Here is a 23643-nt window from a genome sequence, read left to right as displayed (position 1 = left end):
CCATTGCGCACCCTCACCTTCGCCTGTGACGACACCGGCCGGACGGCTGTACGTACGACACAACGCCATCCGGACGGTGCGTCACAAGCGAGCTCTCGGGCCGCGCATAAGCCCTGTGCAATGCGAATACCCAGGGAATTCCGAGGTGCCGGAATTCAGCGGTGGAGTGCTGTACGGAGCGCCTGGATCTGTTCCGAGAGCGCGCGTTTCGACACCGCGGCGCGCGGCACTGTGGTGTCGAAACCGTGGAAGGAGCCGGGGAAATGATGGATTTCCACGGCATTCCCCGCCTCCACCAGCCTTCTGCCGTAGTCCAAACCGCCGTCCCGGAAAGCGTCGACCTGCGCGGTCAGCAGATAGGCGGGCGGCAGACCGGTGAGGTCGGCCGTGCGATTGGGCACGGCGTACAGCGGTGGTGCTCCGTGGGCGGGGCCGAGGTACTGCCGCCACATGGCAGCGGTGGACCGTGCCCCGTAGCGACGCACCGACGGCCGGTCCGGCACGTCGTCCACCACCGGAAAGACCAGCTGCTGGTAGGCGAGCGCCGGCCCGCCGCGGTCCCGTACCCGCTGCGCCAGCCCGGCCGCGAGCCCCGCGCCCGAGCTGGTCCCGGCCACGGCGATCCGTGCCGGGTCCACGTCCGGCTCGCCGCCACGGCCGGCCAGCCACGCAAGGACGGCGGCGCAGTCCCGCAGAGCTGCCGGGAAGGGGTGCTCGGGTGCGAGCCGGTAATCGACGCTGACCGCCAGACAGCCGGCGTCACGGGCCAGCAGCAGCGCCTTGTAGTGCTCGGCCTCCAGGCTGCCCACCACGAAACCACCGCCGTGCAGCAGCAGCACCGCCGGAAGGCCCCCGTCCGGGACTTCGGCGGGACGGTAGACACTCACCCGTACCGGCGGAGCACCGGGCGGACCCGGTACGTGCTCCTCCCGGATCACGACGCCGTCCGCCGTACGGGGCCAGCGCCGGGCAACCAGCGCCATGGCCTTTGCGATCGTCTCCCGTGCCGCGGCCGGATCAAGGACATCGACGGCCGGCAACATCCGCGCCGCGAGGGAGAGTTCCGGGTCCAGCCACTCCGGCGCGGACGCGTCGGCCTCGGGCGGCACTACGCCGTCACCACGTCCGGACGGCGCTCCCTGCTCCGGACGAGCGCCGCCTCCAGCCTCGGCAGCGCCGGATTGTCCGTCATCCAGAGCCGGCCCGAGAAGAGGTCGATGAACCCGTCCTCCTCCTCGCGGATGAGCATCCCGAAGGTGAAGGTGCTCTCCCAGAATCCGTCCAACATCGTCTGGGCAACCTCGGTGCCGCGCCGCGACCACTCCTCGAACGCCGCGAACGGCCGCCGGGTGTCGGTGATCTCCCCGCTGAACAGCAGCGCGATGTCCTGCGCGACCCGCCGGGACTCGGCCACGGTGATGTTCAGTCCGTAGCTGAAGAGCGGGTCGACGAAGCGGTGCGCGTCCCCGATGCAGACCCAGCCGGGGCCGGAGAAGCGCTCGGTGGTGTAGCTGTAGTTCGTCGTGACGTGCACGTCCTCCACCATCGTCACGTCCTCGGTGCGGCGGGCAAGTTCGCTGTTGAACTCACGCAGCTCCCGGCGGACGAACTCGGTCGGGGACTCGTCGTGTCCGTGGAAGTAGTCGGTGGGGATCACGAAGCCGATGCTGGTGGTCTCCGAGTCGAGCGGGATGAACCAGCACCACTGGTACTTCTCGCGGAAGAACGTCAGTGTATTGCCCCAGGCCGGACCCTCGTCCCGTACGGCGCCGGTGAAATGGGAGTACACCGCCATCTGCCGGGCGTAGGCACCGCTGCGTTTGGGGCCGGCCAGCCCGGCGTTGGCGAGGAAGGTCTTCTGCCCGGAGGCGTCCACCAGCACATCACTGCGGATCTCCCGGACCTCACCGCTGTCCAGGCGGACCCGTACGCCCACCACGCGGTCGCCGTCCATCAGTGGTTCGCTGGCACGGCCCTTGACCACCTCGGCACCGGCCTCGCGGGCCCGCTCCAGCATCATGGTGTCGAAGTCCGCGCGCCGCACCTGCCAGCTGGTGCTGTCGTACAACCCGTGTTCTCCTCGGCCCTTGATGGGGACGAAGAACTGGTGGCGGGCGTGCGGACCGAACACCGTGATGCCGTACTTGACCGGCGGGCGGAGCGCGGCCACCCGCTCTTCCAGGCCCATCTCACGCAGCAGATCCCCACTGTCTCCGGTCAGGGATTCGCCGATGTGGAAGCGGGGGAAGGTCTCGCGTTCCACGACGACGGAGCGGATGCTGCGCTGGGCGAGGTGGATGGCACAGGCCGAGCCGCCCGGCCCGCCTCCAACGATCGCCACCTGGGTCTCCATGGACTCTCCTCTCCCGACCGCGCCTCGGGCGGCCGGTTCATGTGCGGTCGTACGCCGGCCGCCCGGCGGGCGGCCGACCGGATGGCTCGTCCTCCGATGTCCTCTCGGGTTCGGGCCGGGGCCGGGGGATCATCACCGCGCAGACCGCGGCGGCGACGAAGAGCAGGGCGGCCACGACGAACGTCAGGTCGTATCCGGCAACGGTCGCCGTGGCCTGGTCGTGGCCCGCCTGAAGCTGGTCCCGGGTGTGGCTGGATGCGACGGTGGCCAGCGCCGCCAACCCGACCGCGCCGCCCACCTGCCTGCTGGTGTTGAGCAGCCCTGAGGCGAGTCCCGCCTCCTCCGGGGCGACCCCGCTGGTCGCAGCCACTGTCATGGAGACCATGCAGATCCCCAGACCGATACTGACCAGCATGGAGGGCCCGAGCAGGGTGCCCAGGAAGGTGCCTCCGACCCCGGCCTGTCCGAACCACAACGAGCCCGCCGCGGCCACCGGTAGCCCGGCCAGCAGTAGGAGGCGCGGGCCGGTACGCGGCAGCAGCTTTGAGGCGATGACTGTCCCGGCGAAGATGCCGAAGCTGAAGGGCAGGAAGGACAGCCCGGTCTTCAACGGGCTCCAGCTCAAGGTCCGTTGGAGGTACAGCGAGACGAAGTAGAAGCAGACGATCATCGTGGCGCCCAGCAGCAGGCCGACCAGATTGCCGCCCGCCACGCTGCGCGAACGCAGCACACCGAACCGCACCACCGGCTGCGCCGTACGCAGCTCGACGAGCACGAAACTCACCAACAGCAGCGCCGCAACGGCCAGCGACACCAGCGTCTGCGTCGAGGCCCAGCCATGCGTGTCGCTACCGGTCACGCCGTAGGTGAGGGCCAGCAGCCCGAGCGTGCCGAGGACCGCTCCGGGCAGGTCGAGCGAAACCCGCGCCGCGCCGCGCCGCGGGACAGCGGAGCCCGCGCACAGAACCGCCACCGCGACGGCCATCGGCACGTTGATCAGCAGCACCCAGCGCCATCCGACGAGGTCCGTGAGCACTCCGCCCAGAAGTACCCCGACCGCGCCGCCGATCCCGGCCACCGCGCTCCAGGCGCCGAGCGCCTTGGTGCGCTGTTTGCCCTCGGCGAAGGTGACGTTGATGACGGAGAGCGTGGAGGGCGAAAGCAGCGCCGCTCCCAGCCCCTGCACTCCACGCGCCCCGATCAACTGCGCCTCGCCCTGCGCCAGTCCGCCGACCAGGCTGGCCACCCCGAAAAGTGTCAGCCCGCCCAACAGCACTCGGTACTGCCCCAGCAGATCACCGGCCCGACCACCCAGCAGCAGAAAGCCGCCGAACGCCAGCGTGTAGGCGGTCACCACCCACTGCAGTGGCACCATCCCGAGATGGAGGCTCTTCTGTACGGACGGCAGGGCGACATTCACGATCGTCAAATCGAGAACCACCATGAACTGAGCTGCACAGGCCACCGCGAGGACTCGCCCCTTGCCGTCTTCCCTACGTGGAATTTCCGCTTTCCCGGCCACTGCTCACACCTCCTGGACGTCTGCCATACCGTCATCTGTATACGCGTATACTGAACGCCACGCAATGGCTACCCGATACCCGGAGCCACGAGCCCGAGAAGCGCCAACTTCCCCCTCACGTATGGCGTGAACAGCCCGATGCGGCGCAGCGCGGAGAGCACCGCGGTGAACAGGGTGCGGCGGTAGGAGACCATCAATGGATCGACCGCGGCGTGGGCGGTGCCCTCCGCGCGGTCCACCTCCATGCGCTCCCACACCTCCCCCAGGAGGAAGCGCCGATGCATCAGCTCCGCGGCCTGGACGACGAGTTCCTCGCGCTCTCCGCGCTCGGGCGTGGTCAGTCCGGCGTAGAGCCCCTCCAACGACAGCACTCCGAACGAAACATGGCGTGCCTCGTCCCGCGCCACCAGCCGGGTGATCTGCTGGATGAGCGGGTCGTGGAAGGTCTCGCCGCCGAGGCGGAAGGCGGCCATTGCCAGCGCCTCGACCATGATCTGCATGCCGAGTGCCGTGACGTCCCAGCGACCGTCGGCGAGCACGTCGGTGAGCAGCGACCGCAGTGGCGGAGAGACCGGGTACGGCTCGGGGACGTGCTCGTGCAGATACCGGGCGAAGACCTCCACGTGCCGCGCCTCGTCCGCCGCCTGGCTGGCGGCGCAGAACTTGCCGTCCAGGTCCGGGAGTTCTCCAGCCAGCCGCCCGGCCACGGCCAACGCGGCCTGTTCGCCGTGCAGGAACTGGCTGACCATCCAGGACTGCAGCTCCCAACGGAAGGTGTCCCAGGCCCTGGGACCGCGCCGGGCCAGCGGGGAAGCCCGGAAGGAGGCCCAGCCAGCCGCGGAGTCCCGGTTCAGCGCTCGGCCGAACGTCACAGGCAGGGACCAGTCCACATCGGTGGCGGCGTTCCACTGACCGGCCTTGGCCCGTTCGTAGAGCGTCGCCAGACGCCCGTCAGCGGGACGGTAGTCCCAGGTCAGCACGGACTCCACCGAGGCTCCGACGGTCATCGGTTCCATCAGGGCGCCACCTGCGACACCAGCACCTTGCGGTCCACCTTCCCCACCGGTGTGTAGGGCAGAGCCTCGCGGAACTCGTAGCGGTCCGGGAGCTTGTACCTGGCCAGGCCCAGGTCGGTCAGATACTCCGTCAGCTCCTCACCGGTGGCCTCCCCGGTCATGACCAGGAAAGCGCAGGTCCGCTCCCCCAGCGCGCTGTCCGGCAGCCCGACGACGGCCACGTTGTCGACCGCAGGGTGAGCGCGCAGCAACTGCTCCAGCTCGTGCACCGGCACCTTCTCGCCGCCGCGGTTGACCACCTCCTTGATCCGCCCGGTCACCACGAGACGGCCCTCCGGGTCCCGCCGCACCAGATCACCGGTGCGCAGGAATCCGTCGTGGGTGAACGAGTGCGAACCGTCTCCCCGCGCCGGGTCGCCGTAGTAGCCGCGCAGCGTGTACGGCCCGCGCACCAGGAGTTCGCCGCTCTCCCCCTCGGGCACCGGCCGCTCCCGCTCGTCCACGATCTGCAGTTCGTCGTCCGCCGAAAGCGGAAGCCCCTGGGTGCGGGCCGCCGCCTCCACCGCCTCCCCGGGCCGGGTGAAGCAGAGCAGCCCCTCAGCCATACCGAACCAGTGTGTGATGCCCAACCCCAGTTCCCTGTGAGCCCGTACGGCCAGCGCGGGGTCGAGCGGAGCCCCGCCGATCTCCACGGTGAGCCGGGACAGATCGGGCTCCAGCAACCGGGCCGCTTCCAGCCAGAGTTCGAGCACGGCAGGCATGACGGTGGTGAGGGTCACCCCTTCCGCGGCGACCAGGTCGAACACCTCGTCCGGCGCGGGCGAGCCGGCCAGCACGGCGGTTCCGCCTGCGTACAGCGCGCCCAGCACCCCGGGGCAGCCGAGCGCGGCGTTGTGCGCGGCGGGCAGCGCGGCCAGGTAGACCGAATCCTGTGTGAACCCCATCTCGGTTGCCGTGGTGCGGAGTTGGTACGCGTAGTCGTCGTGTGTGCGCGGGATGAGCTTGGGCACCCCGGTGGTTCCGCCGGAGAGCAGGCAGAAGGCCACGTCCGCGCTCGACGGGCGGGGGTGCAGGGCGGGTTCGGCGGTGAGTGCGTCCAGACCCGTGTGCGGACCCGGATCGCCGGTGAGCGCCGCGTGCCGCAGCCGGGGCAGCTCGGCGCGTAGCCGCGTGGCCAGCTCGCGGTGGTCCTCTCCCTGCCACTGGTCGCAGCTGAGGTACGCCGCGGCCCCGGTCATCTCGCACAGATGGCTCAGCTCCCGCATCCGGTGTGCAGGCAGCGCGAAAACCGGGACGGCCCCGAGGCGGAAGAGAGCGAGCGTGGAGACGACGAACTCGGTGCAATTGGGCAGCTGCACCACGACCCGGTCGCCGCGCCGCAGCCCCAGCCGCGCGGCCATCCCTGCGGCGCGGCGGTCCGCCAGCCGGTCGAGCCGCGCGTACGTCATGCGGCCCCCGTCGGCGACCAGTGCCGTGCGCTCCCCGTGCACCCGGGCGTGGTCGCGTACGAGGTCGCCCAGCACCTCGCCACGCCAGTGGCCGGCACGGCGGTAGCGGCCGGCGAACTCGTCGGGCCAAGGGTGGAAGTCGGTGCCCATCGTTACTCCTCCAGCGCCGGAGCGGTCCTTGATCAAGCCGTCGTATCCAGCAGTCCGCGGCGGCGCAGCCGTGGGATGACGCCCTCGCCGAACCAGTACGCCTCCTCGATGTGCGGCTGGCCGGAGAGGATGACGTCACGCAGGCCGAGAGCATGGAACTCGGCCAGCCGGTCGCAGACCTCCTCGTGGCTGCCGACGAGGGTGACCGTGGGGCCGGGCCGCACCAGGCCGTAGCCGGTCCAGATGTTGGGGTAGACCTCCAGCCGGGTCGGGTCGCCACCGTGCAGCGCCGCCATGCGGCGCTGTCCCTCGGACTCGCTCCGCGCGAACCTCTGTTGTGCCTGGGTGATCCGGGCCGGGTCCATCCCCTCCAGCAGGCGCTCCGCGACGGCCCACGCCTCGGCGGAGGTATCGCGGGAGATGACCTGGAAGCGGGTTCCGGCCGTGACCGTGCGCCCCGTCACCGCGGTCTCCTTCTTCAGTCCCGTCAGATGCGCGGCCATGTCCTCGGGGCGTTCGCCCCAGGCCAGATAGGTGTCCGCGTACCGCGCCGCGGTCTCCTTGGCAGCCTGCGAGGAGCCGCCGAGGAAAATCTCCGGCAACTGGTCCGGCGGCCGCGGCACGGTGGCTCCCTTGACCTCGTAGTGGTCGCCGCAGAAGTCGTACGGGGTACCGCTCAGCGCGCCGCGAAAGATCGCCAGGAACTCGCCGGCTCGCGCGTAGCGGCGGTCGTGGTCCAACCGGTCGCCGTATCGCGCGAGTTCGTCCCGGTCGCCGCCGGCCACGATGTTGAGCATCAGCCGGTTGCCGGACATCCGCTGGCACGTGGCGGCCATCTGCGCGGCGAGCATCGGCGACATCAGGCCGGGGCGCAGCGCCACCATGAACCGCAGCCGATCGGTCGCCGCGGCCAGCGCCGCCGCCACCAGCCAGGGATCCTCGCAGAACATCCCGAACGGCGTCAGCACCCCGCAGAAACCCAGCGCGTCGGTGGCCTTGGCGACCTGGGCCAGGTAGTTGATGTCCGGCTCCCGCCGCAGATCCGAGCGGTCCTGATTGCGCGCGATGTCCCGGCCATCGCCGTGCCCGGGGAGAAACCAGTGCAGCCGTAGGGGTTCCGCCGCCCCGGGGGTCCCGCCCCCGGCCGCCGCCCCCAGATTCCCGGCGGTCCGTACTGGCATCACCTTGGCCACCACCTCGATGCGACGTCAGAGTGCGGCAAATCTGCCACCGCACCGCCCACGAAATCGACAGGGACGAGGGAGGCGGCATAGCCGCGGGGATTCGGTATAGCCGCCCAGGGACGGGCGGTGCCGCGGACCGGCTCTGAGCTGTGGATGCACCACTTGCGGCGGCCGGATCAGTTCACGGGCTCCCCTCGCAGCCCTAGGAGCACGGAGACAAAACCTGTCTCGGCATCGCGTACGGCGTCCATCAGCTGCTGCGCCGCTTGGGTGAGCACCGTGCCCCGGGGACCACGCTGCAACAGGCGTACGCCCAGCCGCTCCTCCAGACGGCCGATCCTGCGGGTGAGCGCGGGCTGAGTGATCAGTAGAACCGGCGCGGCGCGATTGAGGCTGCCGCACTTGCCGACCACCCGCAGCAGGTGCAGGTCCTCCACCTCCAGCGAGACGTCCTGGCCCCGTGCGCGCTGCGCGGAGGACAGGGCGAGGCTGCGCAGCAGAGCGGCATCTCCGGCCCCCGCAGCTGTGGCCTCCACATTCCGTACCGGGAAGGAACGGGAGCAGCGGAACCCGCTGTTGATCCGCTCTGCGGCACTGATGTAGGCACTGCGCAGGGCGGCGGTCAGCGTCCGGCTGAGCTGCGCGCCGACCGCACCGGGGTCGGTGATCAGCACATAACGGCGCGCGGGGACGTCCCGGAGCGGTCTGATGACGAAACCGGACGTGCAGCTGACAACAGTGAGCGGGGAGACCAGTGCCACGCCTTGCCCATGGCTGACCAGGCCGCGCATCTCTGACTCCCGCTCCACCACGTAGCCGACGCGAGGTGCAATGCGTCCGCGGCAGGTACGGGCGAAGAAGGCGTGAGAGTCCTCGCTGACACCCACCACCCAGGGGTCCTCCGCGAGTTCGGCCAGCTCCACGCTGCTCCGGTCGGCACAGCGGTGACCGACCGGGAGAGCGACCCACTGCGGTTCCTCAAGGACGAGTTGCGAGGTCGAGGGCCGCCGGCACTGCGGCGTGCCGTCGCCCTCCCACAAATAGGCGGCGTCCACGGCGTACCGCTCGAAGAGATCCAGAGCACCTGCCGGATGGGTGCCCTCGGCGCTGAGAATAATGTCCGGGACGTGCCGGGCGAGGCAGTCCGTGATGTCGCAGCAGTCGGTCTCCGGGGTCGCCATCCGCAGGGTGGACAGTCGGCTGCGCGCGCAGCACCCCTCGCCGGGTGCCGCGCCGCCGAGGTGCAACGATTCCAGCGTGGACACCAGGCGGGTGCCGGCGACCAACAGCGACCATCCGTCGCGGGTCAGCCGCTGTCGGTTGCGGTGGTTTTCGACCAAGGGTGCGCCCAGCCGGCGCTCCAGTCGGTTCAGCCTACGGCTCAGCGTCTCCTGACTCTGCCGGGAGCGCTGGGACGCCTGTTCCAGGCTTCCGTTCTCAGCGAGGAGCTGAAGGAGCCTCAGCTCCTCTCGGCCAGGGATTTCCTCAGGTATCGCGTCCAACATCGGGCCGTGACCCGAGGAATCGGTCTCTTCGGTCTCAGTACAGGCCGCTGTGGCAATGGTCGCGGTCGTCAACTCATCCCCCAAGTTGCGTAGCACGCGGCTTTTTGCAAACCGGTGCGCAGGAACACGGCCGGACCGTCGGGCGAGTACCGCGAGTCGGCCGTATGGTCGGTCGTTCACGGGTGGCTCTACGCTTCGGTGGTGTTTCTGGCGGTCAACAGGTTCCGCACGGCCTGGCGCGAGGATTTCTCCGTGCCGGTCATGGGAATGGCGTCGAGGCAGAAGACGTTGCGGGGTCGTTTGTCATCGGCGATCCGGCCGAGGAGCCAGTTCCTGAGCTCCTGGACGCTGATCTTCCGGTCCGCGACCAGCACGGCGGATACGGCCTCTCCCCATTCAGGATCCGGCAGTCCGAGAACCATGCACTGCCGCACTCCCGGACAGCCCTCCACTACCGCTTCGACCTCAGCGGGGGAGATATTCACCCCGCCGCTGATGATGAGGTCGTCGGCACGGTCGGTCACACTGACCCAGCCGTCCCGGTCGACGGTTCCGATGTCCCGTACGGTCACCCAGTCGTCCTTTGCCGCCCGCTGCACGCCGTCCGGTCCTGCGTATCCGTCGAAGGCCAGCGGGGTGCGCACCCGGAGCACCCCATGACTCCCCGGAGGAAGCTGCCGGTCCCCGTCAAAGGCAGCCATCTCAATACCGGGAAAAAGATGACCGGCGGATTCCGGCCGGGTGAGGAGTTCCCCGGGTGCCGTGCAGGAGACGGGCCCGGTCTCCGAGCTGCCGTAGCAGTCGATCAGGCAGTCTCCGAGCGCCGCGACGGCCCGCCGCTTGAGGGATGTCGGGAAGCGCTCGCCGGAGACCACGACATGGGTCAGGGATCGGGGCACCGGAGCCGCCCTCTCGGCACACTCCACGATCCGGCGCAGCTGAGTGGGCGTAAGAAACCCGGCGCTCACTTCGTGCTCGACGGCAGTCGCCAGCCAACCCTCCGGCCGAAAAAGGGAGTTGAGCACCAGCGTCCCCCCGCGGCTGAGCACCATGAGCGCACAGGTCCACGGCCCGGAGTGGTACAGCGGACCGGCGACCAGGTACCGGGTGTCCGCCCCGATCCCCATCGCATCGCCGATGCGCCCGGCCAACTCACGATGCCCCCCGGTGCGGACCACCGCCCGCGGGACCCCGGTCGACCCCGACGTGAACACGATCGACGCTCCACCTCCGAGCCGGTCAGGGCGCGCTGTCCGCGCGTCTACGTCCGCATGCGCGGCGGGTTCCGTCGCGGCGTGGCATTCACCGCATCCGCTCAGCAGTGATCCGGCGTCCATCAGCAGCGGGTCCAACTCCCGAGGGCCGGATGCAAGGGCCTCCCGCAAGACGGGTTCCGTACGCTCCTCCATCACCACGACGGAGGGCTCCACCGCGGCGAGCATGCGCCCGGTCTCCCTGGGAGTGTTGCGCCAACCGATCGGCACGACGGTCGCCCCGATCCGCTGCGCGGCGAGGCCGATCAGCGGAATCTCGTAGCGGTTGCGAAGAACCCAGGAGATACGGTCACCACTTCGGAGTCCGGCACCCAGCAGTGCGTCCACCACACTATTGACTGCCCGGTCGAATTCTTCCCCGTAAATTTCCCGCTCCGCGGAAATTAATCTCGCACTCAAGACCGTGCCATGGGAAGGCGACATAACCTGTCCATCACCCCTCCGCCGGATTCGATAGGACTGAATTCGGAATAGTCCTTGGCGTGGCAGGGGTTCACGCCGACCCCGCGGTTCTCCCCCGTGCACAGCCGGAACGCTACTCGTACGGCCACGCGAGCACCAGGGAGCCAGGGGGGAGACACCTATTACAACCGATCGTCCCCATCTCGCCCATCTCGCATAACCGCAGGCCAGGGGAAGATCCTGACCATGCGTATACTCCCTGACACGGCAAGGATACGCGTATACACGCCAGCTGGACCGCAGGCAAAGCCCTCTGAGCAAAGATCTCCCCAAAGCGCCGATTGGCGACTGGAAGGATATATTCGTGATTCAACCACGGCACGGGAAGAGCACCCCGCTGTCGCGCGAAGTCATCGTGGACACCGCGCATCAGCTCGTGGAGAGCCAGGGGTTCGAGGGGCTCTCCATGCGCCGTATCGCCGCCGACCTCGGCTGTACTCCCATGGCGCTCTACCGGCACATCCGGGACCGGGACGAGTTGGTCACCCTGCTTCTGGACCGCTCCGTGGCCGCCGCTCCGGAACCCGTTCTCCCCGACGATCCCCGACAGTGCCTCATCACGCTCATCGACTGGCAGTATCACGGGCTGAGCGCCCACCCCTGGGCCATCCCGATTGTTCAGGCCGGGGATCTCATGCCGCCGTCCATCCTGGGGACGATGGAGAAGATCTACGCCGCTCTCACTCAGTGCGGCACCACCCCCGAGCAAGCCGCCGTGGTCTACCGCATCGTGTGGAACTTCGTGATCGGCTCACTCACCCACCGGGTGCACCGGGACCGCCGCGCCACGGCACCCCCGGCCCAGGTGACCATCCCCGCAGAAGCGGACCCACAGACGTACCCCACCATCGCGGCACTCTCCTCGTACTGGCGCTCCGCTTCCCGGGGGAACTCCTTCCGCGAAGACCTGGAACTCCTGCTCACCGCACTGCTGGACGCCGTCACCAGCTCCCCGCCCACCGAGACCCCGTAGCATCACCTCCCGCCACAAGTCGAATTAGTCCAGGCACTACCAAGTGGCCAACAGAAGCGGCGATTTCGCCGGCCCACAGCTCATCCACGGCACAGAGTGTGCCGGTAGTGCGAACGTGCACGAAGGGCCGTTCCGTCGCACCCGGAGCCGGATTGTGATCCGACGCAGACCCAACGGCCTCTCGTCCAGGGAGCGTTGGTACGTACTGTGCACGCGTTCCGCCCGCTTCCGGCAGTCCGGGCACCGGCCCGGACGCGCCGTGGACACCGCCTCCAGCACCAGGCCGCCGGAGACATCGTTGACGCGCTCCACTCGCACGCCGATCCCGGCAAACAGCACATCCTCGATCGTCTTGCTCGCCACGGCAGGGAACACCGTGCTGAAACGATCCCTCGTTCCCACCCCTGACCTGGGGATTCACGAAACTGCGGTCAGAGCCAGAAACCACGTACGCCAACACCGGCTGCCCCGGGCGGCGAGCGCCACCACTCACCGGCTACGGCGTGGAGGTCACCTACACCGTGTTCCGATCCACAGTCGCCTGGGAGGGCGATCGCCATGGTTTCGAACGTGTCCTGGCTGAGTGTTCATGTTTCAATCCAGGATTGTCCCCGGGGCGACCACCATGCAGAACTCGGTGCACCCGTCGATGTTCCACTCCATGTTGCGACCCCTGGCCGCCTCGTAGGGCGACCGCCACCAGACTCTGCCCACAACCCGCCGCAGGGAGGGTCGGTTGCGATGCTCGGTCGCCCCCGGGGCAACCGCCACAGGGCGATGGACTGCACGGCGCTGGCGGGGTACCAGTTGCGATCCATGCCCGCCCGGAGGACGACCGCCACCCGCCGACCACTGGAACATCGACTTCCCTAGCGGCTGGTGCGACCCACGGCAGCTCCGGAGGGCGGCTGCCACACCAAAGCGGGACGAAGTGCTGGCCGTCCACGACGATGTTGCGATCCACAGCCTCCGGAGGACGACCGCCACTGGGGATGTCGTACCCCTTCGGCACGCTCCCCTCGGGTTGCGATCCTCGGCCGCTCCGTGGGATGACCGCCACGTCGGCCCACGGCAGGCGGTTGCGCCCGCTGATGACATTGCGATCCACGGTCGCCCCGGAGGACGACCGCCACTCCTCGGCGCCCGCCGCGTGCGGGAGTTCATCATCGAGTTGCGAACCTCGGCCACCTCGGAGGGCGGCCGCCGCCACACGCACCGTGGCCGGAATCGTCACCGTCGGCATGTTGTGATCCTCGGCCGCCCCGGAGGACAACCGCCACGCCACGTCGTCATCCGGGAAAACCTCCGGCTGCCCGAGGACGTTGGGATCCACGGTCGTCCCCGAGGGCGACCGCCACGAGGGTTGTGCGTTCAGTGAGGCTCAGCGAAGAGCAGTTGCGAACCACGGCCGCCCTGGAGACGACCGCCACTGGAGACATCCTCGTGGGTGTGGCCTTCCGGCACCAGGTTGCGACCGACGGTCGTCCCGGAGGACGACCACGACCCCACGTCTCCGGCGGGGCCTCTACGCAATCGTACAGTTGCGATCCTCGGCTGCCCCAAAGGGCAATCGCTACCACTGGCCCCGAGGTAGCCGTTTGTGCCGTCGCAGTTGCGATCCGCGGTCGCCCCTGAGGACGACCGCCACAGCGAGCGCCATGACCTGGCCGTCCTCGGGCTGATGTTGCAATCCACGGTCGCCCTGAAGAACGACCGCCACACGCCGTGCACGTGCTTCCAGCGCCATACGTCGTTGGTTGCGATCCACGGTCGGCCCGGAGGACAACCGTCACTCCTCGGCGCCCGCCGCGTGCGGGAGTTCAACATCGAGTCGCGATTCTCGGCTGCCTCGGAGGACGACCGCCACCAGGGCGTCCATCTCCGCACGCGGCAGACCGCCGAGGTTGCGATCCTCGGCCGCTCCGGAGGGCGACCGCCACCTGCTGGCAGAACTCCTCGTAATCTGCGGTGTGCAGAACGTTGCGATCCACGGTCGCCCCGGAGGGCGACCGCCGCACCGTCCGGGGACGGCTGCGTAAACCGTGGAGCGGAAGTTGCGATCCATGGTCCCCTCGGAAGACACCCGCCACGTCATAGTCAGCCATTCCGGATTGTCTGCCGCAGCATTGCGATACTAGGCTGCCCTGGTGGACGACTGCCGCGCCATCCGCGCCGGCACCACCCACAGCCGCCGCAAGGTTCCGATCCTTGGCCGCTCCGGAGGGCGACCGCCACCTGGCGGCCTCCACGTCAGGCCCGTACGGGTGCCGAGGTTGCGATCCTCGGCCGCCCCGCAGGACGATCGCCACCGCTGGGGGAGTTGGGGCAGTGCCTTGGGGTGGTAGCAGTTGCGATCCATGGCTGCCCTTGAGGACGACCACCACCCGAACACGGTCTTACTGATCTCGCGGTCCCACTGGTTGCGATCCACGGTCGCCTAGGAGGACCACCGCCACTCGGCTCGCCACCGGCGGCCGCAACGATGCCGGGGTTGCGATCCACGGCCGCCCCAGGGGACGACCGCCACCACCGACTGGTCACGCCGCTACTTCGGCCCCTGGTGGTTGCAATCCACAGTAGTTCCGGAGGGCGACCGCCACACGAATTGAGCAGCGGCACGAGGGTGATTGCGCCAAGGTTGCGATTCACAGTCTCCCCGGAGGACGACTGCCACAGCGGAGATCTACGGCCTACTGCGGACGGTCAGGAGTTGCGATCCGGAGTCGCCCCGAAGGACTACCGCCACGCCTACGGCCTCCTTCCGTACCCGAAGGGCGGTGGTGTTGCGATCCTCGGCTGCCCCGGAGGACAACCACCACACCTGTACCCCCTGGAAACTTCGAGACCACCCCACAGTCGCGATCCACGGCTGCTCTGGAGGACGACTGCCACGTGAACGCCTCGTTACTGCCCAGGGGGTCGTTGGAGCTGTTGCGATCCACGCTCGCCCAGCAGGACGACCGCCACCTCCTCGGTCTGATCGGCTATGCCGCCATTCCCAGATTACGATCCTCGGTCGCCCCGGAGGGCGACCGCCACTTCCGGGTCGGCCAGCGGGGTTTCCACCACCGCATCGTTGCGATCCGCGGTCGCCCCAGAGGACGACCGCCACCACCGTGGATGGCGTGGTGACCATGGACCTTCAGGAGTTGCGATCCTCGGACGCCCTGGAAGGCGACCGCCACATCTGCTGCCGGGCGGGGCACCCGGCGAGGGACGACGTTGCGATCCTCGACCGCCTCGGAGGGCGACCGCCACGCGCGGTGGGCCTCGGTCATGATCTGCGTAAGCCAGTTGCGATCCTCGGTCGCCCCGGAGGACGACTTCCACCTCAGGAGATCCTTGGGGAGGACCCCACCTGGTGGTGATTGCGATCCACGGTCGCTCCGGAGGACGACCGCCGCGTGCCCCGGATGTTGGCCTGGGTGTCGGCCATCTCGTTGCGACCCACGGTCGCCTCGGAGGCGACCGCCACTCCGGCAGGCAGCGCGTACCGCCCTGGCCAAAGAGGTTGCGATCCACGATCACCTCGGAGGACGAATGCCACCCGCTGGCCGATGCGCAAGACCGCCGAGGCTACCGGATTGCGATTCTCGGCCGCTCCTGAGGACGATCGCCACATCCGGGAACAGTCCCGACTCGCCGGCCTCTAGCCGGTTGCGATCCCCTGCCGCTCCGCAGGACGGCCGCCACAGGATATTGTCATCGTCCTTCCATACGTCATCCCAGTTGCGATCCTCGGCCACCCTGACGAGCAGCCGCCACTTGAGACGTGCGGTCGTTGCCGATGCGGCAAGTGTTGCGTTCCTGGGGCGCCGTCAGCCAACGAGGCGGGTGAGGGTCACGCCTTCGGGCATGGTGTCTTCGTCGATGTCGATTTGGTCGGCGTAGTCGTCCCAGGATCGTGCCTCGCTGTGGCCCAGTGGCTTGATGCAGATCCGGTCGAAGAGCTTGTGGGCGGGTGCCCGCCCGTACGAGTTGTCGTGGGAGAAGATATACAGGCCGCGGATGGCCATCTCGCCTCGGGAGGCGGCTCGGTCGTGGTCGAACATCATGGTCGTGGCTTGCCAGTAGGCGGCTAGGTCTTTCGAGGTGACGTCTGCCTTGGTGCCGAGGGCTCCGGAGTAGAAGCCGTGGCCGCGGTAGAGGCCGTAGGGGACGTAGTGCTTGTTGCCCATTTCGGTGACCTTGCCGTTCGCGAGGTCTTCGGGCTTGTTCGGGGCGACGCGGGTGATGCCGACCTCAAGGGGGGTGATGGGGTCGATGGAGCGGGAGAAGGTGAGCTGCATGGGTCCGCGGGCCTTTCCTGCATGCTTCTTCTGGTCGCCGACGGACATGACGGCGCCGAACAGGCGCACGTCGTAGAAGTTGCGGATCATCCACTGCTGGGCGGTGGCGGTGTTGCCTTCCTTGGCTCCGCCTTCGTGGTAGGCGCGCTGGATCTGCGGGTTGAGGGCGACGCCTTCCTCGACGTACATCTCGAAGCCAGGCTGCCCTTGATGGGCGAGCGTGATGGTGTTGCGGATCTTTCGCTTGAGGGCGACATCGGTAATGAGGCCCTGGCTGGTGATGGGGTCGATGCGGGGCATACCTCCGGCGTCGGGGTCACCGTTGGGGTTGCCGTCCTTGACGTCGATGAGGAAGACGTAGTCGTGCTTGCGGGTGGGGTCCAGATGTGCGTCGGTCATGACTGTGCTTGGTGTCCTTTCCAGGTTTGGTCGTGGTTGTGGGGTGTTGGGCGCTTACCGGAGAGCGCTGTGTGTTGCGCCTGCCTCCTCGACGGCTTCGGGGAGGGCTTCCGCTACCTGGTCGTCGGCGAGGTCCTTGCCGGCCTCGCGGGCCTTGATGGCTTCGGCTGCGGCACGTGCGGAGTGGGCGCGTTGGTGTTCGTAGCCGAGGATGAACAGGGCCTGCTGCTCGGCGTTCAGGTGGGCGGGGAGGTCATCGAGCAGGTCGAAGGCTTCCCGCATGCGGATTTCCATGGCCCTGGCCGCGGGTTCGCTCGTGCGGGCGATGGTGCGCAGGTGGGGGCGTGCGCCGATGCGGAGCCGGGTGAGGACGGCTCGGGGCGAGACGACGGCGGTGGTCAGGTACTTGTCGGTGATGGTGGTGTTGACCTTGGGCATGGCCTTGCGCTGGATCGCTTCGAGCATGGCCATGATCCGTCCGCATACGTATCCGGGCTCGGTCGAGGTGGCGTTCAGCTGGGGCACGCGCAGCTCCTTGTGGCGGGTGGTTGTACGGGTCAGGGCGAGGCGCAGCAGCGCGATGCGGGGCCGGTCGATGTGGTGGTCGGCGCGGATGCGCTGCATGAGGACCGGCAGGACGTGGGCAGGCGGCGGGGTGCCGTGGAGTGCGGCTTTGGCGAGGTCGGCTTGGAGATGCACGGGGATGGTGGTGTCGATGTACTTGTTTCTCCGCTTGTCCCAGCGGGCTGCGGCCAGGGCGAGGCGCCAGACTGACCAGTAGACGTAGGTGTTGTTCCAGCCGTCCCAGGTCTGCTGGTCGGCGAACCAGGTCCCCAGCCGTCGCTTGAGCTCGGGGACGGGGATGGTGATCCAGTCGGCGACGATGACCCTGTTGGTGTTTACCCGCAAGGTGACGGCGTGGAAGGCGTCCTCGTCGAGGGCAGTCAGCGCGTCGCGTCCCTTGTGGGGGTGGCGGAGCCCGTCGACGAGTTGGGCAACCTCCGTGGGGTCGGGGTTGTCCAGGGTCCACATGCCGGTTTCGGTGGTGGGGTCGCGGGTCCACCAGACGATGGCCGAGTCTCCGGCGTAGGTGCGGTGTTCGGGGTCGGCCAGCAGCGTGTTCAGGGCGGTGGTGGCCTTGGTTCCGCAGCGGACGCAGACGGGGGTGGCGCCGAGCTGCTTGATGCCGGCCCGGTAGTGAGCGGGCTGGTTGAGGCAGATCAGCTGCGTGTTCATCCCGGAGTTAGGAAGGCCCTTGATGGGAACCGGGAGAGTGTTCAGTAACGGTCCCGTCTGTCCGCAGACGAGGCAGATGCCTTCCTGGCTCTTGCCCGGCTTTCCGCTCTTGGCGCTCGTGACCATCTCGGCCCACCAGCGCTGAGCTTGCGGCAGGTCGTGGATCCATTCGCCGTCCACACTAATGGCCACTAGATGCCCCTGGTCCATCGCCTCCGGCCAGCGGCCCGACGTGTAGCTGTCCAGCCACTTGGCCAGCGTGCGGGCCTGGGGAAGGTCGGGGTGTTCGTCGCACCAGGAGGTCACCATGGAGCGGTAGGCGGCGTGACGATACTGGGCCTTCGTGAGGTCCTTCGGGCTGGTCGACGGCAGCTTCTCTCCGTCCAGCTGCTTCACCAGGCCAGGGTGGGCGAGGACGTACAGCGCACTGTCGGCGAGCAGGAATGGCGGCGGGTTCTTCCCAGAGCGGACTCCGTAGGGGGCGGTGACCTGCCGTGGCTTGTCCCCCTTGCTGGGGCGCAGATCAATGATCAGCGGCTCGCTGTCGTCGGTGCTGGAAAGATCGATCTGCCACATGACCGGTCGCCGCTGGTAGTAGTCGGGGATGGCATCCTCGCGGCTGTCGGCGTGCTGGACGAGGCTGTGCAGCAGCACGTCAGGCCGTCCCCTCGGCAGAGGCGCGGCCCTCGGCCCCGGGCATCCCGCCCACCTGGGCGGGATCGAGCGGGCGGTCCGGCACGTGGAGAACACCGTGTTCCAGGCGGGCGCGGAACCAGTGGTAGCGCTCCTGGCCCTTCGGCAGGTACTCGATGTGGTGGAGCATCAGCCCGATCTCGTCGACCGGGGGAATCCCTGCCTGGTCGGCGGCGGTGACGACGCCGGACTCCTCGGCTGATCCGCGAGGGCCGAAGTAGGCCGTGAACTCTCGGCATCCCAAGTGGGGTTGCTCGAAGCAGGCACCGCGCTCGACTCGGCGGTCGAACTGGTCGCGGTACTTCGGCAGCGGCGCGGTGCGGCGGTTGGTGGCGTTGATGGTGGCGTGGATGCGGTAGGCGACGTCCCGCAGTGCGACGGTGACGCGCTGCCCGCGGTCCTCGGCGACGTCGTAGCGGTAGCCGTTGTTGGCGCGCAGGTCCTCGTAGGTCTTCTTGGTGATGATCGAGTTGTTGACCTCGTTGCGCCGGAATCTGGTCCACTGCACCGACTTGAGCAGTTCGATCCGCTCGACCCGGTAGGTGATCTCCGGCTTCCAAAGGATCGCCTCCAGCAGCCCTCTCGCTGCCGAGGGGGTCATGGCCGGGTAGGAGACCCGTTCGACCTTGAGCTCTGGGCGGGTGAAGCAGGCCAGCGGCCCCCATGCCTCCACCTGCACGTGAAGCGGCCGATCGCCCCTCTCCCCACGCTGCCGTTTATGCCCCGTAATCATGCATCTTCCTCCCTCATGCACTGGCTGGCCCGGCCCGTTGTCAGTGCTGGCGGCTAGCGTCGTTGCGTCACCTCGATCCACGACTTGCGCTACGCGGATCGGCGGAGAATGTGGCGGCCTGTTCGGATCTCAGCGCAAAAATGATGGGAAGTCAAATATGCTTGAAAATAAGGAAGTTGAACCGTTATGCGGTCCGGTTCCGGTTCCGGAAGGCAGGCTGGTAGCCCACTCACCCGGCCATCGGGGCATCTGGCACTGGTACGAAGACCACGCCCGAGGCACCGGCGAGCTGGCCCGCCGCTTCGCCGAACCCTGGGGAGGCAGAGAACTCGCCTACCGGCTGGGGCGCGACCACGACACAGGCAAGGGCGCGTGCGCCTGGCAGGACGGACTGATCGAAGAAGCCACGACCGGCCGCAAGGTCCACCGCCCCTCACACCACGACGCTGGGGCGTTCCTGTTCGCCCAGGCGGCCCGGCGCCATCCGGTGCTGACACCGTTTGCCGGTGTCATCGAGGGACACCACACCGGCCTGTCCGCCTGGTCGGAACTCAGGATCCGGCTCAAGAGGCTGATGCTGGACTCCGCAGAGGTGAACCAGGCGATTAGCCAGGTCGCCGAAGTCATGCCGGAGATCCTGGACGGAACGTGCCCGGCCGCTCCGGAATGGCTTGACCCGCGCGACAGGACCAGCGTGGAGATGCTGATCCGCATGACCTACTCGGCTGTAGTGGACGCGGACCGCCTCGACACCGCCGCACACTTCAGGCCCGGCACGCCCCCCCGGCCGCACGTGGGCATTACGGAATTATGGGGGCGGTACGAGACCCGTCGGCGGGAGGCTGTTGCCGAACGCCAATGCTGCAAGGCTCCCTCGTGGCTGGACAGGCTCCGCGAGGATGTCTATCGGGAGGCCATCGAAGCAGCCGCCAGCGAGCCTGGGGTATACCGGCTGCACCTGCCGACTGGTGCGGGAAAGACATTCGCCGGCGGCGGCTTCGCCCTCCGCCATGCCGCACTGCACGGGCTGCGGCGCGTCATCGTAGCGGTCCCATTCATTTCGATCACGGAGCAGAACGCGGCGGTCTACCGGCGCCTGCTGGATCCAGAGCATGGGTCAGAGGTGGTCCTGGAACACCACTCCGCGGTGAATTTCGAGGCGTCCGACCGGCGCGGGTCGCGGCCCTCGGGTACCTCGGGGGGCGTCCACCCAGGTCAGAGGCATGTCCGCTCCAACCCGTGGGCGAAGCTGGCCGCGGAGAACTGGGACGCACCGTTCATCGTGACCACCACAGTCCGCCTGATCGAGAGCCTCTTCGGAAACAGCCCGTCCGCCACCCGCCGGCTCCACCGCCTCGCGAACTCCGTCATCGTCCTGGACGAGGTCCAGGCCCTCCCCGACACGCTGCTCACACCCATCCTGTCCGGACTGCGGCAACTCGTGGAGCACTACGGGGTGACCCTCGTGCTGTCGTCGGCGACCCAGCCGGAACTCGCCGCACTGAACCCCTGGCAAACCGGCCTGCCGCAGCGGAACGTCGTCGCCAATCCAGCGCCGCTCTTCCATCAGCTGCGCCGGGTCCGGTACGAGTGGCGCACCGGTCCAGAGGTGACCCTCGGGAGCATCGCCGCAGAGGCCGCCACGCACGACGACGCTCTGGTGGTGGTCAATGGAACGAAGGACGCCAGCCACGTGCACAAAGTGTGGCTCGGCGACCGCGAGGAAAATCCGGGCACTCTGCACCTGTCAACCCGCATGACCGGCGGCCACCGCAGAGAGACCATCCAGGCGGCAAAGCAACGCCTTGAGGCAGGCCTGGACACTCTGCTGGTGTCGACGTCGTTGATCGAAGCCGGCGTCGACCTCGACTTCCCGCGTGGATTCCGTGCCAGGTCGCTTCCGGAGTCTGAACAGCAGGCCGCCGGACGCATCAACCGCGAAGGCCGCCACCGGGCCGAGGACAGCGTCATGACCATCTTCGAACCATCAGACGGCCTCCAGCCACGCGTGGTCTACAACCGTTGCGGCATCGCCGCAGCATCCCGCCGCTTCGGCCAGGGGCTGAAAAATCCAGACGATCTCGACGCACTGCGCTCCTACTACCGGCACCGCTACCGACTCCAGGCCGGAAGCTCCTCCACAGACCTCAACGGAGCCACCGGAGAAGCCATCGAGGCACTACGAGAGAAGCTGGACTACCCGGAAGTCGCCCGCAGAATGCGCATGATCGACAACGAGCAATCCGTGGCCGTCGTCGTCATCCGCTCCCAACTCAACCAGAAGGACCGGCAGACCGCCCAAAACGCCATCAAACAACTCCGCAGCGGAGTACCGACCCCGGAGACCTACCGCACACTCCAGGACCACATGGCATCCATCCCACAACAAGAACTGCAGACAGCAATCAACACCGGCCACGCGGTCGAAATCGTCGGCGACCTGCACGAGTGGACAGGTCCCTATCATCCGCAACGAGGCATCGAGCCGCCCTCGTAAGGTGCACTCGGCGAGATCCTCGCCAACACTGCGACGGCTCCAGGGGCGCAATTCCGTTACGTGTCGATGCGGGTACGTAAGCTGAGGTCAGCCGAGCCGTGGAATTTCGATGGCCGGGCAGTCCATGACAGCGGCGGGGCCAGCGGCACGGTGCGGTGACAGGCACGGTCTCACCAAGCTGGAACCAGACGGCCTGGGCACCGATGGTGACGGCTTATTTGGCCACGGCCCGCCCCGTCCTGTCTTCTCGGGAAGTTGCGACTCCACTCGCGCCGAACACGATAACGCCGCCGTGTATAGCAGCGGTCGGGCGACGCAGCAGAGCGGCGGTGAACCGGACGGCATGGTCTCCACCCATCCTGTCCGCGACTGCCAGTGGGAGGACCTCATAGCGTCGTCCATCGCCTTCAAACCGTCACTGGACTTCGTCGGCAGCAAGCGATCGGGGGACACGACCGATCAGGACCACGAGGGTCACCCCGGCAGAGGGAGTGATGAGATCGCCTCCCTGTGCCCAACGTCGGCTGATGACCGCACCATCTCAAATGGCGGTCGCCCTCCCCTCCGGGGCGACCGAGGATCGCAACAACATCAACAGCCCCCAGCAGAAGGCCGACGTCCTGGTGGCGGCCGTCCTCCGGGACAACCACGGATCGCAACCGCAGGCCCGGCCCGTACCTGATGTGGGTTCGAGAGTGGCGGTTGTGCTCTGGGGCGACCTAGGATCGCAACGCGCTGTCGGGGTCGATCTCGACGGGGCCGCGGGGACTGTGGCGGTCGTCCTCCAGGGCGACCGCGGATCGCAGCCAGTAGAGGGTGACCGCGTAGACGCGGTTGCCGGTCTGGGTGGCGGTCGCCCGGGGGCGACCGTGGATCGCAACCTCTACGACCTGTACAAGGCATGGTTCGCCGACGTCGTCATGGTCGTTCTCCGGGGCGACCGCGGGTCGCAACGATGCGGTGGTGGAAACCCCGCCGGCCGACCCGGAAGTGGCGGTCGTCGTCCGGGACGACCGTGGATCGCAACTACAAGCAGGTCGCCGCCAGCAGGAAACGGATCGTCGTGGTGGTCGCCTTTCAGGGGGGCCGTGGATCGCAACTCGATACGACGCAGCGTGCGGGCCGGGGCCTTGCGGTGGCGGTCGTCTTCTGGGCGACCGTGGATCGCAGCGCCGACTACCTGCGGTCGGTGTCCATCGAGCTGGGCGTGGCGGTCGTCCTGCGGGGCGACCGTGGATCGCAACCTCGTCGCCTCCGGCCCGTTCGTCGAACGCATCGCCGGTGGCGGTTGTCCTCCGGGGCGGCCGTGGATCACAACACCTTGTCGTCAGCCAGCACGTAACCGAGCGAGCCGGAGTGGCGGTCGTCCTCTGGGGCGGCCGAGGATCGCAACGACTGCAGCAGCCTGGTGCAATACGAATGGGCACCGTGGCGGTCGCCCACCGGGCAGCCGGGGATCGCAACGTCCTCGCGTTCCATGGCATGCAGCCGCAGCTGACCGTTGGCGGTTGCCCTCCGGCGGGACCGTGGATCGCAACATCACCCTGCGGCGGGCCAATGACCTACGGGACATAGAGTGGCTTCGCCCCCGGGTGCGACTGTGGATCGAAACCTCTAAGTGGGCGGTTCGTGAGTCTTTGAGTCGTTCTGTGGTCGCCCGATGGTGTGAGGTGTGGGCGGAATCCGCGGGTCCGTCGTGTGGGGTCTGCTGGGGTTGGCGGGGTGAGTGAACGCAAGTCATATCCCAGCGACTTATCGGACGGGCAGTGGTCGTTGATCGAGCCGGTGATCACCGCGTGGAAGGACCGGCACCGCTCGGTCAGCGGTCATCAGGGCGCCTATGCGATGCGGGAGATCGTGAACGCGATCCTCTACCAGGGGCGGACCGGCTGTCAGTGGGCCTACCTTC

Annotated in this window: 16 protein-coding genes; 4 read left to right on the top strand and 12 right to left on the bottom strand. The window is 68.1% G+C overall.

The genetic code is table 11. From position 1 onward, the window contains the following. Window positions 1–155: 155 nt before the first annotated feature. From B073_RS0122110 to B073_RS0122075, 8 genes are all read right to left on the bottom strand, one after another. A complete protein-coding gene (locus tag B073_RS0122110) occupies window positions 156–1109 on the bottom strand; it encodes an alpha/beta hydrolase (protein WP_018540261.1) in 954 nt (317 codons plus the stop codon). Further along, window positions 1109–2353 carry an NAD(P)/FAD-dependent oxidoreductase gene (locus tag B073_RS0122105; RefSeq protein WP_018540260.1) on the bottom strand — a complete coding sequence of 415 codons (1245 nt, stop codon included), beginning with the start codon at window positions 2351–2353 and terminating at the stop codon, window positions 1109–1111. Before B073_RS0122105 ends, B073_RS0122110 begins: the two co-directional genes overlap by 1 nt. A 37-nt stretch (window positions 2354–2390) precedes the next feature. Beyond that, window positions 2391–3818 carry an MFS transporter gene (locus B073_RS40635; protein WP_267881427.1) on the bottom strand — a complete coding sequence of 476 codons (1428 nt, stop codon included), beginning with the start codon at window positions 3816–3818 and terminating at the stop codon, window positions 2391–2393. A gap of 125 nt (window positions 3819–3943) precedes the next feature. After that, entirely contained in the window at window positions 3944–4891 is a 948-nt protein-coding gene (locus B073_RS0122095) for a ferritin-like domain-containing protein (RefSeq protein WP_018540258.1), read from the bottom strand. After that, on the bottom strand, window positions 4891–6489 hold the full coding sequence (locus B073_RS0122090) for a (2,3-dihydroxybenzoyl)adenylate synthase (protein ID WP_018540257.1): 1599 nt from the start codon (window positions 6487–6489) through the stop codon (window positions 4891–4893). Before B073_RS0122090 ends, B073_RS0122095 begins: the two co-directional genes overlap by 1 nt. Window positions 6490–6521: 32 nt before the next feature. Then, on the bottom strand, window positions 6522–7670 hold the full coding sequence (locus B073_RS0122085; RefSeq protein WP_078508118.1) for an LLM class flavin-dependent oxidoreductase: 1149 nt from the start codon (window positions 7668–7670) through the stop codon (window positions 6522–6524). 179 nt (window positions 7671–7849) lie between these two features. After that, on the bottom strand, window positions 7850–9178 hold the full coding sequence (locus B073_RS0122080; RefSeq protein WP_018540255.1) for a LysR family transcriptional regulator: 1329 nt from the start codon (window positions 9176–9178) through the stop codon (window positions 7850–7852). 188 nt (window positions 9179–9366) lie between these two features. After that, window positions 9367–10875, bottom strand: a complete 1509-nt coding sequence (locus B073_RS0122075; RefSeq protein ID WP_078508113.1) for a class I adenylate-forming enzyme family protein — start codon at window positions 10873–10875, stop codon at window positions 9367–9369. Window positions 10876–11218: 343 nt separating this feature from the next. Here B073_RS0122075 and B073_RS40630 point away from each other — a divergent pair, with 343 nt between their 5' ends. Beyond that, window positions 11219–11887 carry a TetR/AcrR family transcriptional regulator gene (locus B073_RS40630; protein ID WP_018540253.1) on the top strand — a complete coding sequence of 223 codons (669 nt, stop codon included), beginning with the start codon at window positions 11219–11221 and terminating at the stop codon, window positions 11885–11887. A 3818-nt stretch (window positions 11888–15705) separates the two neighbouring features. Here B073_RS40630 and cas7c read toward each other — a convergent pair. From cas7c to cas5c, 3 genes are read right to left on the bottom strand one after another with little or no spacing between them, the layout of a single operon-like run. Beyond that, window positions 15706–16575: a type I-C CRISPR-associated protein Cas7/Csd2 gene (cas7c, locus tag B073_RS0122060; RefSeq protein WP_018540251.1), complete on the bottom strand. Its 870-nt coding sequence runs from the start codon at window positions 16573–16575 to the stop codon at window positions 15706–15708. Window positions 16576–16629: 54 nt separating this feature from the next. Continuing rightward, window positions 16630–18465, bottom strand: coding sequence for a type I-C CRISPR-associated protein Cas8c/Csd1 (cas8c, locus tag B073_RS0122055; protein WP_018540250.1), 1836 nt, complete (start codon window positions 18463–18465; stop codon window positions 16630–16632). A gap of 1 nt (window position 18466) precedes the next feature. Next, window positions 18467–19183, bottom strand: a complete 717-nt coding sequence (gene cas5c / locus B073_RS0122050; RefSeq protein ID WP_018540249.1) for a type I-C CRISPR-associated protein Cas5c — start codon at window positions 19181–19183, stop codon at window positions 18467–18469. 211 nt (window positions 19184–19394) lie between these two features. Between cas5c and B073_RS40625 the strand changes: the two genes are divergently transcribed. Next, window positions 19395–21734, top strand: coding sequence for a CRISPR-associated endonuclease Cas3'' (locus B073_RS40625; RefSeq protein ID WP_018540248.1), 2340 nt, complete (start codon window positions 19395–19397; stop codon window positions 21732–21734). Window positions 21735–22453: 719 nt separating this feature from the next. Here the strand turns inward: B073_RS40625 and B073_RS0122040 are convergent. Then, window positions 22454–22687 (bottom strand): hypothetical protein, encoded by a 234-nt coding sequence (locus tag B073_RS0122040; RefSeq protein WP_018540247.1) that lies wholly within the window; start codon window positions 22685–22687, stop codon window positions 22454–22456. A 62-nt stretch (window positions 22688–22749) separates the two neighbouring features. Between B073_RS0122040 and B073_RS46555 the strand changes: the two genes are divergently transcribed. Continuing rightward, window positions 22750–23076, top strand: a complete 327-nt coding sequence (locus tag B073_RS46555) for a hypothetical protein (protein WP_158690176.1) — start codon at window positions 22750–22752, stop codon at window positions 23074–23076. Window positions 23077–23456: 380 nt separating this feature from the next. Further along, window positions 23457–23643: transposase (locus B073_RS40620; RefSeq protein WP_037812342.1), on the top strand; the 187-nt coding region annotated here is incomplete at its 3' end.

This window comes from Streptomyces sp. MspMP-M5, from assembly GCF_000373585.1.
Lineage (GTDB): Bacteria > Actinomycetota > Actinomycetes > Streptomycetales > Streptomycetaceae > Streptomyces.
The sequence above is the reverse complement of the archived record's forward strand: the minus strand, read 5'-3'. Positions and strand labels throughout refer to the sequence as shown.